This is a genomic window from Roseospirillum parvum, from assembly GCF_900100455.1.
Taxonomy (GTDB): Bacteria; Pseudomonadota; Alphaproteobacteria; order Rhodospirillales; family Rhodospirillaceae; genus Roseospirillum; species Roseospirillum parvum.
The window spans coordinates 384,063-396,951 of sequence record NZ_FNCV01000002.1; the positions used below are offsets into that span (position 1 = coordinate 384,063).

13 protein-coding genes are annotated in these 12,889 nt (G+C 69.4%); 6 read left to right on the plus strand and 7 right to left on the minus strand.

Annotated features, from left to right (window positions below; translation table 11 throughout):
- The first annotated feature begins 5 nt into the window (after nucleotides 1–5).
- Together BLR95_RS04715 and BLR95_RS04720 are read left to right on the plus strand one after the other, a co-directional pair.
- Complete coding sequence (locus BLR95_RS04715; protein WP_092616178.1) at nucleotides 6–668, plus strand: LysE family translocator; 663 nt, start codon at nucleotides 6–8, stop codon at nucleotides 666–668.
- Nucleotides 665–862 carry a ribbon-helix-helix domain-containing protein gene (locus tag BLR95_RS04720; RefSeq protein ID WP_092616181.1) on the plus strand — a complete coding sequence of 66 codons (198 nt, stop codon included), beginning with the start codon at nucleotides 665–667 and terminating at the stop codon, nucleotides 860–862. Before BLR95_RS04715 ends, BLR95_RS04720 begins: the two co-directional genes overlap by 4 nt.
- A 366-nt stretch (nucleotides 863–1,228) precedes the next feature.
- Here BLR95_RS04720 and BLR95_RS04725 read toward each other — a convergent pair whose 3' ends face one another.
- The 5 genes from BLR95_RS04725 to BLR95_RS04745 all read right to left on the minus strand — a co-directional run bounded on the left by BLR95_RS04725 (nucleotide 1,229) and on the right by BLR95_RS04745 (nucleotide 5,537).
- Nucleotides 1,229–2,356, minus strand: coding sequence for a sodium ion-translocating decarboxylase subunit beta (locus tag BLR95_RS04725; RefSeq protein ID WP_092616184.1), 1,128 nt, complete (start codon nucleotides 2,354–2,356; stop codon nucleotides 1,229–1,231).
- Nucleotides 2,357–2,391: 35 nt separating this feature from the next.
- Complete coding sequence (locus BLR95_RS04730; RefSeq protein WP_092616187.1) at nucleotides 2,392–2,790, minus strand: biotin/lipoyl-containing protein; 399 nt, start codon at nucleotides 2,788–2,790, stop codon at nucleotides 2,392–2,394.
- 7 nt (nucleotides 2,791–2,797) lie between these two features.
- The gene (locus BLR95_RS04735; protein ID WP_092616190.1) at nucleotides 2,798–3,214 is read right to left on the minus strand and encodes an OadG family transporter subunit; all 417 of its coding nucleotides are present in this window, start codon (nucleotides 3,212–3,214) and stop codon (nucleotides 2,798–2,800) included.
- Between the two features lie 25 nt (nucleotides 3,215–3,239).
- Complete coding sequence (locus BLR95_RS04740) at nucleotides 3,240–4,793, minus strand: acyl-CoA carboxylase subunit beta (RefSeq protein ID WP_092616193.1); 1,554 nt, start codon at nucleotides 4,791–4,793, stop codon at nucleotides 3,240–3,242.
- A 255-nt stretch (nucleotides 4,794–5,048) separates the two neighbouring features.
- Nucleotides 5,049–5,537: a PaaI family thioesterase gene (locus tag BLR95_RS04745; RefSeq protein WP_092616196.1), complete on the minus strand. Its 489-nt coding sequence runs from the start codon at nucleotides 5,535–5,537 to the stop codon at nucleotides 5,049–5,051.
- Between the two features lie 259 nt (nucleotides 5,538–5,796).
- Here BLR95_RS04745 and BLR95_RS04750 point away from each other — a divergent pair, with 259 nt between their 5' ends.
- Nucleotides 5,797–6,246 (plus strand): DsrE family protein, encoded by a 450-nt coding sequence (locus BLR95_RS04750; protein ID WP_245689246.1) that lies wholly within the window; start codon nucleotides 5,797–5,799, stop codon nucleotides 6,244–6,246.
- Here the strand turns inward: BLR95_RS04750 and BLR95_RS04755 are convergent.
- The gene (locus BLR95_RS04755; RefSeq protein WP_092616199.1) at nucleotides 6,231–6,830 is read right to left on the minus strand and encodes a MarR family winged helix-turn-helix transcriptional regulator; all 600 of its coding nucleotides are present in this window, start codon (nucleotides 6,828–6,830) and stop codon (nucleotides 6,231–6,233) included. The genes BLR95_RS04750 and BLR95_RS04755 overlap by 16 nt on opposite strands.
- A 362-nt stretch (nucleotides 6,831–7,192) precedes the next feature.
- Here BLR95_RS04755 and ectA point away from each other — a divergent pair, with 362 nt between their 5' ends.
- From ectA to BLR95_RS04770, 3 genes are all read left to right on the plus strand, one after another.
- Nucleotides 7,193–7,804 carry a diaminobutyrate acetyltransferase gene (gene ectA / locus BLR95_RS04760; protein ID WP_092616202.1) on the plus strand — a complete coding sequence of 204 codons (612 nt, stop codon included), beginning with the start codon at nucleotides 7,193–7,195 and terminating at the stop codon, nucleotides 7,802–7,804.
- A 113-nt stretch (nucleotides 7,805–7,917) separates the two neighbouring features.
- Nucleotides 7,918–9,213: a diaminobutyrate--2-oxoglutarate transaminase gene (gene ectB / locus BLR95_RS04765; protein WP_092616205.1), complete on the plus strand. Its 1,296-nt coding sequence runs from the start codon at nucleotides 7,918–7,920 to the stop codon at nucleotides 9,211–9,213.
- A gap of 24 nt (nucleotides 9,214–9,237) precedes the next feature.
- Nucleotides 9,238–9,627 (plus strand): ectoine synthase, encoded by a 390-nt coding sequence (locus BLR95_RS04770; protein ID WP_092616208.1) that lies wholly within the window; start codon nucleotides 9,238–9,240, stop codon nucleotides 9,625–9,627.
- A gap of 1,270 nt (nucleotides 9,628–10,897) precedes the next feature.
- Here BLR95_RS04770 and BLR95_RS04775 read toward each other — a convergent pair.
- Nucleotides 10,898–12,841, minus strand: coding sequence for a hypothetical protein (locus BLR95_RS04775; protein WP_092616211.1), 1,944 nt, complete (start codon nucleotides 12,839–12,841; stop codon nucleotides 10,898–10,900).
- Nucleotides 12,842–12,889: the final 48 nt, after the last annotated feature.

The window sequence follows — 12,889 nt, forward strand, 5'->3', positions numbered from 1 at the left end:
GGATCATGTTGCCGGTTGAATTTTCCACATTATTGGCGTTTGCCGTAACGGCTGGGGCGATTGTCTTGTCGCCCGGGCCGGACACCTTGTTGATCCTGCGCTACACCTTGTCCGGTGGGGTGCGGGCCGGGGTGGCGACGGTGATTGGCGTGCAGTTGGGTCTGCTGGTGCACACCGCCCTGGCGGTGCTTGGCATTTCGCTGGTCATCGCGGGCTCGCCGATCCTCTTCAAGCTGGTTGCCGTGGCCGGGGCGCTGTATCTGGCCTGGCTGGGCATCCAGGGCCTGCTGGGCGAGGTCCTGAAGCTCGACACCGGCGGCGCGCCCAGGGCCATCCGGCCCTGGCAGGCGGGGCGGCACGCGGTGCTGACCAACCTGCTCAACCCCAAGGTCATCGTGCTGTTCCTGGCCCTGTTCCCCAACTTCCTGGAGACGGCGCGCGACGACATCCCGGCCCAGCTTGTCACCTTGTCGGCGGTGCTCATCCTGATCAACGTGGCGTGGCAGTTGCCGATGGCCTTCCTGGCCGAGGTGATGCGCCGCTGGCTCGACCGGCCGGCGGTGCAGCGCACGGTGTCGGTGGCCAGCGGGCTGATCCTGATCGGCTTCGCCGTGCTGATGGTGCTGGAACACGTGATCGGCGGGGTGGGCATCGAGGTCCTGCCGTGAAGCGCTCGCTGACCATCGCCGGACACGCCACCAGCGTGTCGCTGGAAGAACCGTTCTGGGATGAACTGAAAGCCATGGCGGCACGGCGCGGCCTGACCGTCGGCGATCTGGTGGCCGAAATCGACCGCAACCGCGACACCAACCTCTCCAGCGCCCTCCGACTGGCCGTGCTGGCTGAGTTGAAGGGGTCGTAGCGGGGGCTTTGCCCCCAAACCCCCACCGGGGGATCGAAGGCGATCCCCCGGACCCCCTCCATTTCGTTGGTGTGGAACGCGAAGGTGGGGTCAGGGCCGAATGGGTTTGGGTGCAGGCCAGCTTCGCTGGCCTGCGGAAGCGATAAACCAACCACACACCAGTCTTCGGCGCTGCGCTTGGTGGATCGGTTTTTCTGGTTGCAGGCCGGCAAGGCCGGCCTGCCTGAAGCCACTTCCGACGTCAGGCACGGACAGCCGATCCAGGCTCGGAAAAGTCATGGCGGGGGTCCGGGGGATCGCCTTCGATCCCCCGGTGGGGTATGGGGCGAAGCCCCATGCAGCCGACCGCCGAACGGCTGTGGTGTGTCACCCCATCTGGGCGATGAAGTATCCGGCGGCGACGGCGGTTCCGATGACGCCGGCGACGTTGGGTCCCATGGCGTGCATCAGCAGGTGGTTGCCGGGGTCGGCGCGCAGGCCCTCGACCTGGCTGACCCGGGCCGCCATGGGCACGGCGGAGACGCCGGCCGAGCCGATCAGCGGGTTGATGGGTTGGCGCGAGACCTTGTTCATGCCCTTGGCCATGAGCACCCCGGCGGCGGTGGAGATGCCGAAGGCGACCACGCCGAGGCCGAGGATCATCAGGGTTTCGGCGCGCAGGAACTTCTCGCCGGTCATGGTGATGCCGACGCAGGTGCCAAGGAAGATGGTGGTGATGTTGATCAGCTCGTTCTGGGCCGCCTTGTTGAGGCGTTCGGTCACCCCGCACTCGCGCAGGAAGTTGCCCAGCATCAGCATGCCGATCAGGGCCGAGGCGGCGGGCACCAGAAGGATGCAGACCACGGTGACCATGCCGGCGAAGATCAGTTTTTCCAGGCGCGACACCTTGCGCAGGCTGCGCATCTTGATCTTGCGCTCCTGCTCGGTGGTCAGGGCGCGCATGATCGGCGGCTGGATCAGCGGCACCAGGGCCATGTAGCTGTAGGCGGCCACCGCGATGGGGGCCAGAAGGTGCGGTGCCAGCTTGTTGGAGAGGAAGATCGAGGTTGGCCCGTCGGCCCCGCCGATGATGCCGATGGAGGCCGCCTCCTGGGTGGTGAAGCCCAGAAGGATGGCGCCGGCGAAGGTGGCGAACACCCCGAACTGCGCCGCCGCGCCGAGCAGCAGGGTGCGCGGGTTGGCGATCAGGGGGCCGAAGTCGGTCAGCGCGCCGACCCCGAGGAAGATCAGCGGCGGGAAGATCTCAAGGTGGATGCCCTGGCTCAGATAGTAGAACAGGCCGCCGATTTCCTCGCCGTGGGGCAGGTTGACCAGCCCCTGGGTGGGCAGGTTGGCGAGCAGCGCCCCGAAGGCGATGGGCACCAGCAGCAGGGGCTCGAACTTGCGGTAGACCGCGAAGTAGAAGAGCACGACAACGACCCCCCACATGACCAGCATGCGCCAGGTCAGGTGGGAGAAGCCGGTCAGCGAGAAGAGCTCGGCGAGGTTGTCCATGGGGCGCTTTCAGGGCTTCCGGGAAGGGGAGACCATCAGGTCAGGGAAACCAGGGCCTGGCCTTCCTGCACCGCCTGACCGGCGGCGACATGCACGGCGCCGACGGTGCCGGCCTGCGGGGCCTGGATGGGGGTGTTCATCTTCATCGCTTCCAGGGTGACCAGGGGCGCGCCCGCGGCCACCGCCTGACCGGCGGCGACGTGGACCTCGACCACCGTGCCGGCCAGCGGCGAGGGCACGTCGCCAGCCCCGGCGGCGGGCGGCGGCGCGGGGGTGGCGGCGGCGGGGGCCGCCGGCAGCGGGGCCGGGGCGGCCTGCGGCGCGGCAATCGCCGCTGGAGCCGGGGCCACGCCGGGCGCGCTCTGCGGACCGCCCAGCTCTTCCACGGTGACCTCGTAGGCCACCCCCTCGACGGTGATGCGATAGCTCCTCATCTGGGCCTCATTGTTTGTGGGTTGGGGGCGTTTGGGTTGGCGGAGGTGGCGGCCGGCGGCCCCAACCGCCGCGCTCCTGGGCGCGGCTGTTCTGCATCACCCGGCCCTGGGCCAGCCAGCCGGCCCGTTCGTGGCCGGGCAGGCGGATGTGGACCCGGTGTTCGCCATAGCCCATGGCCTCGATGACGGCGGCGATGGCGGCGATGTGGTGCGGCGGCGGCCCCCCGACAGGGGTCTGGGGGGCGGGCTGGGGCGGCGCGACGGCGGCCGGCGCCGGATGGGCGGCTTTCGCCTCGGCGCGGGCGGCGTGGCGCATGAAGATGGCACCCACCGCCGCCGTCGCCCCCCACAGCAGGCTGAGCACGCCGAGCACCAGGGCAAAGCCCAGGCCGGCCATTTCGGCGTCGGCGATCAGGACATCCACGGGGCTTTCTCCTCGTCGCCTGGGGTCACAGCGGGATGTTGCCGTGCTTCTTGCTCGGCCTCAGTTCCCGCTTGGACAGCAGGCCGCGCAGGCCCAGCGCGATGGCGCCCCGGGTGCGCGACGGCTCGATGACGTCGTGGACGAACAGGTTGCCGGCCGACAGATAGGGCGAGGCGAAGCGCTCGCGGTACTCGGCGGCCAGCTCGGCGGTCATGGCGGCCGGGTTTTCGGCCTCCTTGATGGTCTTTCGGTGCAGCACGTTGACCGCCCCTTCCGCGCCCATCACGGCGATCTCGGCGCTCGGCCAGGCGAACACCAGATCGGCCCCCATGTCGCGCGAGCACATGGCCAGGAACGAGCCGCCATAGGCCTTGCGCAGGATGACCGTGATCTTGGGCACGGTGCTCGCCCCATAGGCGAACAGCATCTTGGCGCCGTGGCGGATGATGCCGCCGCGCTCCTGGTTGACCCCGGGCAGGAAGCCGGGGACGTCGACCAGGGTGACCAGCGGGATGTTGAAGCAGTTGCAGAAGCGGATGAAGCGCGCCCCCTTGTCGGAGGCGTCGATGTCGATGGCGCCGGCCTTGACCATCGGCTGGTTGGCGATGAAGCCGACCACCACGCCGCCGACACGCCCGAAGCCGACCACCATGTTGCGGGCGAACTGGGCCTGCACCTCCATGAAGTCGCCGCCGTCGGCCAGCCGGGCGATGACGTCGCGCACGTCGAACACCATCTTTTTGTCGGCCGGCAGGACGTCGTTCAGCGCCGGGTCCTCGCCCACCGAAAGGTCGGCTTCCAGGCGGTGCGGCGGGTCGGCCATGTTGTTGCCGGGCAGGAAGGAGAGCAGCCTTTTGACGATGCCCAGCGCCTCGGCGTCGTTCTCGGCCACGAAGTGGATGTTGCCACTGACCGAGGCGTGGGCCTCGGCGGAGGCGATCTCGGCCATGCTGGTGACCTGACCGCTGGCGGCGCGGATCACCTCGGGCCCGCAGATGAACAGCTCGGCCGAGCCCTTGACCATGATGATGAAGTCCATCAAGGCCGGCGAGTAGGCCGCCCCGCCGGCGCACGGTCCGGCGATCACGGCGATCTGCGGCACGACGCCCGAGGCCATCACGTTGCGATTGAACACCTGGCCGTAGCCGGACAGGCTTTCCACCCCTTCCTGGATGCGCGCCCCGCCGGAATCGTTGATGCCGACGATGGGCATCCCGCAGCGCATGGCATAGTCCATGACGTCACAGATCTTGCCGGCGTGGACCTTGCCCAGCGAACCGCCGGCGACCGTGAAGTCCTGGCTGAAGCCGGCCACCGGACGGTCGTCCACATAGCCGATGCCGGTGATCACGCCATCGGTCGGCAGGGACTTCTTTTCCATGCCGAAGTGGCGGGTCTGGTGCTCGGCGTGCAGGCCGAATTCCTGGAAGCTGTCGGGCTGGAACAGGGTTTCGATGCGGTCGCGGGCGGTCATCAGACCCTTGGCCCGGCGCTTCTCCTGACGCTCTACCCCGCCGCCCGCCTTGGCCTCGGCGCGGCGACGGGCGAGCTCCGCGAGGACCTCCTGCGAGATGGCCATGGGCGAACGGACTCCTCCTGGTGGGGCAGCTTATCCACCCACACTAAACACAGAGTCCAAGTGCCGCAAAGCCCTACTTGGTGACGCTTTTCGATGTCAAAGCGCTCGACCCCGCCGGCCCCATGGGCCGACCTGCCGCTCCTCCGTCGGCCCCCGCGGACCGACCTGCCGCTCCTCCGTCGGCCCCGGTGGGCCGACAAGGGCTTGAATTAAAGGGCGATCAGCCCGCCCGCATCGCCTGATTGGCGCGTCGCCTCATGCCCCGGCCAGGGCGGCCGCTTGCGGGGTCATGCTGGCCGGCATGCGGGCCGCCACCACCCGGCCCCGGGCGCGCACCACCCCCTCGGCCGACAGGGTCATCTCGACGATCACCCGCCTCTCCTTCAGCTCGTCGACCCGGCCATGGATTTCCAGCGGCCCGCCGAGCGGGGTCGGCTTGTCGAAATCCACCTGCAACGAGGCGGTGACGAAGCGCGGCGGCGCGTCGCCTGGCGCCCCGCCCTCGGCGTGGCGGGCGGCGGCGGCGGCGGTGGCGGTGCCGTGGCAATCGAACAGCGAGGCGATCAGGCCGCCATAGACATAGCCCGGAATGGCGGTGTGGCGGGCCTCCGGGGTGAAGTGGCTCAGCGTCTCGCCGTCCCGCCAGTAGGTCTTCAGTTGCAGGCCCAGCTCGTTCAGCCGGCCGCAGCCGTAACACTGGCTGAGGTCTTCGGGATAGGTGTCCTGGATGGCGATGTCGGTCATGGGTCGGCTCTCGGGTCCGGATCGGCGTGGAAGGAAGGGCTGCCCCTTCCTGATGCCCCGAAAGGGCGACCCGGCGACATGACATTTGCCGGTTGGGGGCGGCTCGGGACGGACGGGCCTGCGAATTGGCCCGGACCTGCGAATTGGCCCGGGCCTGCGAATTGCCAACGACCGCCGGCGACCATGCCCCCTACGCTCGGCGGACCCGGCGCCCCCGCCGGGCCCAAGAAACCACCCAGCACACGGAGGTTCCCCGCCCATGAAACGCCCCATCCGCGTCCTCGGCGCCGGCCTGCTGGCCGGCCTGATCGCCCTGGCCACGCCGACCCTGGCCCGCGCCGACGACCTTTTCATCACCCTCACCTCGGGCTCGGCCCAGACCCAGGGGATGGCCCTGATCCTGGGCATGGAAGCGATCCGCAATGGCAGCAAGGTGCGCCTGCTGCTGTGCGACACGGCCGGCGATCTGGCCCTCAAGGAAGGTTCGGCGAAGGAGGGTTCGGCGCCAGCCCTTGCGCCGGCCGGCAAGACGCCGCGCCAGATGCTGGACGGGCTGATCGACTTCGGGGCGACGGTGGAGGTGTGCGGCCTGTACCTGCCCAACTCGGGCCACGCGGCGGCCGACCTCCGGCCCGGCGTGGCGCCGGTCAAGCCGGCCACCATCGGCGCCTTCATGGCCCGCCCGGGGGTGCGCTACTTCACCTTCTGAGCCGCCCGCGTCACGCCGCCGGCCGCCGGGGTTGTCGCCGAGTTTGCGACCGGGCGGCCGGCGGCGGCCACGCCAACCCGGGGCGGCGGTTCGGGCGACGCCTGCGCCGCTCCGGCCTTGAGATCGCCGACATGCAGCACCGGCGAGGCGTCGACCGTCTCCACGTCGAGCAGGGCGGCGACCCGCTCCAGGCCGGCGACCACCATCGCCTGCTCCCAGTCGGCCAGCGCCTCGAAGCGGCTGGAAAAGCGCTCGTGCAGGGGATCGGGGGCGGCGGCCAGGGCGGCCTTGCCGGCCTCGGTCAGCGACACCCAGACCTGACGGCGGTCACTCTCGCCGCGCCGCCGCACCACATAGCCCCGCTGTACCAGACGGTCGATCAGGGCGGTGGCGGTGGCCTGGGCGACCCGGGCCCGCTGGGCGATGGTCTTGGCCGTCGCCTCGCCCTTCTCCTCGACCACCTTGAGAACGATCAACTGCGGCGTGGTCAGCCCGGTGCGCTTGGCCAGGGCACGGCTGCTGGCCTCGGTGGCGCCGAGGATGCGGCGCAGGGCGATCAGGCTGGTCCGGGTGCGGTCTTCCATGGTGCGGGGCTTGCCACGATCCAGAGCTTGCAAGGTCGAACGGGAAAGGTCGAACGGGAAAGGTCGGACGGGGGGAGAGTGACGGCAGAATAATCGGTGGCGCGCCCCGGGCCAAGCCCGGGCTGCCCGGCCAACTCCTTCGGAAAACGAAGGAAACCGCCTGCCCAATCACCCCAAAAAACTTCGGCTATCGAAACAAAACCTACACCGAAGGTATAAGCACCCGCCGATCATCGTATTGTTTTATAAAGATTTTTCCAGGCATGGCCGGCTGAAACACCGGCGTAACCACTTCGGCCTTGAAATCAATCCGCCCATGAAGTATGTTTCGAACCCTAACGAAACAACCCTTCGAGGAAAACATGTCCAGCGCCGCCGCGCCGCGAACCCACACGCACGACGCGACCCCGACGACCCGCCATCCGAGCCAGCGGCCGACGTCGCTCTCCCTGCGCGCCCCGACGCGCGAGGATGGCGTCGCCATCCATCGGCTGATCGCCGCCTGCCCGCCGCTCGACACCAATTCCATGTACTGCAACCTTCTGCAGTGCGACCATTTCGCCGATACCTGCGTGATCGCCGAACGCTTCGGCGAGCCGGTCGGCTGGATCTCCGGCTACGTGCCGCCCGGCGAGCCGAACACCCTGTTCGTCTGGCAGGTGGCGGTGGCCGAGGGGGCGCGCGGCCTGGGCCTGGGCCGGCGCATGCTGGGCCACCTTCTGAACCGCCCGGCCTGCGCCGAGGTGAGCCACATGAAGACCACCATCACGGCCGACAATCAGGCCAGCTGGGGCCTGTTCCGCCGCTTCGCCGAACGCCTGGGGGCGCCGCTCAGCCACACCGCGCACTTCAAGCGCGAGGCCCACTTCGGCGGCCAGCACGCCACCGAACACATGGTCACCATCGGCGCCTTCGATGTCGCCGCCCTGGCCGACGCCGCCGACCGCACCCAGGACAACCGCCGGGCCGCCTGATCGGAGCCGCCCGGGCCCGGCCGCCGAAACGGCGCGTCGGGCCCCGGGCGGCCGACCGCCCCCGCGTTCTTGTTCAACCCAACCACCGTCCGCCCAAAACTGGGAGAGACCCCATGACCTCGACCGTCATCTCGGCCGAAACCGACATCTACGCCCGCCGCGAATCGGCTGCCCGCAGCTATTGCCGCAGCTTCCCGGCCAGCTTCACCCAGGCCCAGGGCGCCCGCCTGACCGATGATCAGGGCAACACCTACATCGACTTCCTGGCCGGCTGCGCCTCGCTCAACTACGGCCACAACGATCCCGACCTGAAGGCCGCCCTGATCGAGCACATCAGCGCCGACGGCCTGGCCCACGGCCTGGACTACCACAACACCCCCAAGGCCGACTTCCTGAAGACCTTCGAGCGCCTGATCCTGAAGCCGCGCGGCCTGGATCACCGCGTCCAGTTCACCGGCCCGACCGGCGCCAACGCCGTCGAGGCGGCCCTCAAGCTGGCCCGCAAGGTGACCGGCCGACGCACCGTGATCGCCTTCACCAACGGCTTCCACGGCGTCACCATGGGCGCCCTGGCGGCGACCGGCAACAGCCACCACCGCGGTGGCGCCGGCGGCGGCAGCCTGACCGACGTGGTGCGCATGCCCTACGACGGCGCCTTCGGCCCCGAGGTCGACACCGCCGCCCAGATCGAGGCCATGCTCGACAACCCGTCGAGCGGCATCGACGCCCCGGCCGCCTTCCTGCTGGAAGCGGTGCAGGGTGAAGGCGGCCTGAACGCCGCCAACCCCGAGTGGCTGCGCAAGATCGAGCGCATCGCCCGCAAGCACGGCGCCCTGCTCATCGTCGACGACATCCAGGCCGGCATCGGGCGCACCGGCGGCTTCTTCAGCTTCGAGGAAGCCGGCATCACCCCCGACCTGATCCCGATGGCCAAGTCGCTGTCCGGCTTCGGCCTGCCCATGGCCTGCCTGCTGGTCCGCCCGCAGCACGACATCTGGGCCCCGGCCGAGCACAACGGCACCTTCCGCGGCAACGTGCACGCCTTCGTCACCGCCCGCGCCGCGCTGGTCAAGTTCTGGTCCGACAAAGGCTTCCAGAACGAGGTCGCCGACAAGGCCGCCCTGCTCACCGAGCGCCTTCAGCGCATCGCCGCCATCATCCCCGGGGCCAGCCTCAAGGGGCGCGGCATGATGCAGGGCATCGACGTGGGCAGCGGCGAGCTGGCCAGCGAAATCTGCGCCCGCTGCTACGAGGACGGCCTGATCATCGAAACCTCGGGCGCCCACGACGAAGTGGTCAAGGTCCTGGCCCCGCTGACCATCGAGACGGACCTGCTCGCCCACGGCCTGGACATCCTCCAGGCAGCGGCCGGCGAATCGGTCTGCGTGCGCGCCCTGGCCGCCGAATAACCCAACCGGAGCCCGATACCCAGCATGATCGTTCGTGACTACAACACCGCCAAGGCCACCCGCACCGTCGGCGCCAAGGGATGGGACAGTACCCGCCTGCTCCTGAAAGAGGACGGGATGGGCTTCAGCTTCCACATCACCACCATCCACGAAGGCGCCGAGCTCAACCTGCACTACACCAACCATCTGGAATGCGTGTACTGCATCAGCGGCGAAGGCAGCATCGAGGACAAGGCCACCGGCGAAGTCCACGCCATCCACCCGGGCATCATGTACGCCCTGGATAAGCACGATGACCACATCCTGCGCGGCAAGACCGAAATGGTCATGGCCTGCACCTTCAATCCGCCCCTGACCGGACGCGAAGTGCACCGCGAAGACGGCTCCTACGCCCTGGAAGCCGACCCCTTGTAAGCTCCCAGGAAACAAAAAGAACAAGCCCCCGATCCACCACGGATCGGGGGCTTTTCATTGCCGCCAAAGCCACCTTCGGTGGCTGCATGGGGCGCTGCCCCATACCCCGCCGGGGGGACAGGGTCCCCCCGGACCCCGCCATCTCGTTGGCGTGGAACGATGGCATCGAGCCGGGATCGGTTGGGATTGGCCGCAGACCAGCTTCGCTGGCCTGCAACCAGACACCAAACCCTCGCCATCAAGCCGAACCTTGCGAGGAACCGTCAAATCCGATGATCGGGCTTCGGTTGTTTTCGCGGGCCAGCGAAGCTGGCCCGCAACCAAACATTATGCGTGCCCGGCTCCGCCCTGGCGCTGCGCACCCCCGAAATGGCGGGGGTCCGGGGGACCGCCCCGGTCCCGCTGCATGGGGCGCTGCCCCATACCCCGCCGGGGGGACAGGGTCCCCCCGGACCCCGCCATTTCGTTGGCGTGGAACGATGGCATCGAGCCGGAATCGGTTGGGGTTGGCCGCAGACCAGCTTCGCTGGCCTGCAAGATGCCAAGAGGCACCGATACGCCTCGCGCCAACAGCTTTCCCCGGCCTCAAGGTTGTTTCCGCAGGCCGGCCTTGCCGGCCTGCAACCAGACACCAAACCCTCGCCATCAAGCCGAACGTTGCGAGGAAACATCAAATCCAATGATCGGGCTTTGGTTGTTTTCGCGGGCCAGCGAAGCTGGCCCGCAACCAAACATCATGCGTGCCCGGTTCCGCCCTGGCGCTACGCCCCCCGAAATGGCGGGGGTCCGGGGGACCGCCCCGGTCCCGCTGCATGGGGCGCTGCCCCATACCCCGCCGGGGGGACAGGGTCCCCCCGGACCCCGCCATCTCGTTGGCGCGGAACGATGGTATCGAGCGGGGATCGGTTGGGGTTGGCTGCGGGCCAGCTTCGCTGGCCCGCAAGATGCCAAGAGGCACCGATACGCCTCGCGCCAACAGCTTTCCCCGGCCTCAAGGTTGTTTCCGCAGGCCGGCCTTGCCGGCCTGCAACCAGACACCAAACCCTCGCCATCAAGCCGAACCTTGCGAGGAACCGTCAAATCCGATGATCGGGCTTTGGTTGTTTTCGCGGGCCAGCGAAGCTGGCCCGCAACCAAACATCATGCGTGCCCGGCTCCGCCCTGGCGCTGCGCCCCCCCGAAATGGCGGGGGTCCGGGGGACCGCCTCGGTCCCCCGGTGGGGGTTCGGGGGCAAAGCCCCCGTTCTGACCCCTGCGCCGCCGTCGGCGGTCAGGTCGACTCGGTGGGTTCCGGCTCTTCGGCGGCGGGGGGGGTGATCACCTGATCTTCCTGCCAGCGGGCGACGCCGTCGATCATTTCCAGCGGGTGCCACCAGCGTTTGCTCGGGGTCATCTTGTCCTCGATCAGGAACTCGTCGAGCAGACAGATGGTGCGCCGGGGGATGTCCGATTTGATGGAGGCGTCGAGCAGGGCGCGTTTCAGCCAGGTGCCGTCGTTGTTGTAGGGGCAGGTGCGCATGCAGTCGTCGCAGGCCACGCCCTGGCCGGTGATGTCGCCGCTTTCCGGATCGGTGGGCAGTTCGCAGCGCCCCGGGCCGGCGCCGTCCGGGCTGGGGCCAAGGGAATCGCCGCCGAAGCCCAGCCGGATCCGCCCCACCGGGCAGGCGCGCAGGCACTGGCGGCATTTGCTGCAGACCTTTTGCAGGCCGAACCACAGGGGCATGTCGCCGCGCAGGGGCAGGTTGGTGGAGACCACCACCGAGCGGAAGCGGGTGCCCAGGTAAGGATTGATCAGGCGGTCGGCGACCGGGCTCATTTCGGCCAGACCGGCTTCCAGGATCAGGGGGGCGTGGTGCAGCTCGCCATCGGCCGGGCCGTGGGCCCGGGCGTCGTGCCCCAGGCCACGCAGGGTGGCGGCGAGCAGGGTGGCGATGCGGCTGCCGCGCAGGGCGGTGCGCGGGCAGGGATCGCCGTTGACCCAGTCGTGGCCGGTCGAGCCCATCATGTTGGCCTGCCCCTGGTCAATCAGGATGACCACGGCGTGGCTGTGGTCGGGATTGATGGGGCGGCCGTCGGCGCGCTGGGTGTGCCAGGCGAACTCGGGGATGGGGCAGGCCCCGACCATGTCGGCGCCCAGCATGTAGGCCAGGGACTTGATGGCCCGCACGTTGGCGGTGGGATCGCCGATCTGGACCAGGGATTCCACCATCTCCTCGGCCTTGGGGCCGTCGTGCAGGGGGGCCAGGGCCTCGATCATGGGCCTCACGGCGGCGGTCATCGGATGCCTCAGGGCCCGGCGGTCGCGGCGGTTCAGGGTGGGATCGTCCGGGTCGCGGGCGAAGGGCAGGGTGGGTTGCGGGGTGCGCGGCGGCGGGTTGTCGTCGTCGAAACCGGCGCTGGGCCGGCGCACCCGGCGGATTTTGTGCATCGGGTAGCGGCCGTGGTAGGAGCGCCGGAAGCGCTCGCTGATCCGTTCCAGGGCCGGCGTGCTGCCGCCCCGGCCGACCGACCACGAGACCATGGGGATGTAGACGTTGTCGGGCAGCGGGTCGTCGGCGACCAGCGGCAGGGCCGAGCTGACCACGGCGAATTCGCAGTTGTCGAGCAGGAAGGGGCTCATCGCCTGACCGTTGCGCCACTGGGCGACGCCGGCCTCGACGGCGAGGCGTTCCAGGTCCACTTCGCTGTGGCCCGGGGCGTGGGCCCGGGCGTCGTGGCCCAGCGTGCGGATGTAGGCGGCCAGGGCGTTGGCGATTTCCATGGCCATCAGGGCGGCGGCGCCGGGGGTGGCGCCTTCGGCCCAGCCCTCGGCGCGGGAGTCGCGGCCCGGCGGGTGGGCGTGCTCGACCACGATGACCAGGGCGTGGCCATGGGGGGGCGGCACCAGACGATCATCGGAGACGGCGTCGCGCGGCAGCTCGCAGACCCCGACCATGGCGGCGTCCAGGTCGTAGGCGGCGGCCTTGAGGACCCGGGTGTTGTACTCGGGGTCGTCCGGGATGTCGGCCTGGGTGCGGTTGATCAGGCTGTCGCGGAACGGATCGAGCAGTGCCATCTGGGCGGCGATCTCGCGGCCCAGGATGGTGTCGGGCAGGGTCAGGGTGCGCGGGCGGCGTTCCTCGGGGACGGCGGGCAGGTGCTCTTGGCGGGCCAGGCGTTCCAGGGGAAAGGGGCCGAGGTGGGCGGGGCGGGTGCGGTCGGAAAAGAACTTCACGGGGCTCCCCCAGCTAGCGGACGGCGGGCGGCGCCATTCTGGTCCCGA

What these genes read in the sequence shown, in the direction of transcription:
- BLR95_RS04715 (WP_092616178.1), top strand. Translation starts at nt 6, where the DNA reads ATGTTGCCGGTTGAATTTTCCACATTATTGGCGTTTGCCGTAACGGCT.
- BLR95_RS04725 (WP_092616184.1), bottom strand. Translation starts at nt 2,356, where the DNA reads ATGGACAACCTCGCCGAGCTCTTCTCGCTGACCGGCTTCTCCCACCTG.
- BLR95_RS04730 (WP_092616187.1), bottom strand. Translation starts at nt 2,790, where the DNA reads ATGAGGAGCTATCGCATCACCGTCGAGGGGGTGGCCTACGAGGTCACC.
- BLR95_RS04740 (WP_092616193.1), bottom strand. Translation starts at nt 4,793, where the DNA reads ATGGCCATCTCGCAGGAGGTCCTCGCGGAGCTCGCCCGTCGCCGCGCC.
- BLR95_RS04745 (WP_092616196.1), bottom strand. Translation starts at nt 5,537, where the DNA reads ATGACCGACATCGCCATCCAGGACACCTATCCCGAAGACCTCAGCCAG.
- BLR95_RS04750 (WP_245689246.1), top strand. Translation starts at nt 5,797, where the DNA reads ATGAAACGCCCCATCCGCGTCCTCGGCGCCGGCCTGCTGGCCGGCCTG.
- BLR95_RS04755 (WP_092616199.1), bottom strand. Translation starts at nt 6,830, where the DNA reads ATGGAAGACCGCACCCGGACCAGCCTGATCGCCCTGCGCCGCATCCTC.
- ectA (WP_092616202.1), top strand. Translation starts at nt 7,193, where the DNA reads ATGTCCAGCGCCGCCGCGCCGCGAACCCACACGCACGACGCGACCCCG.
- ectB (WP_092616205.1), top strand. Translation starts at nt 7,918, where the DNA reads ATGACCTCGACCGTCATCTCGGCCGAAACCGACATCTACGCCCGCCGC.
- BLR95_RS04770 (WP_092616208.1), top strand. Translation starts at nt 9,238, where the DNA reads ATGATCGTTCGTGACTACAACACCGCCAAGGCCACCCGCACCGTCGGC.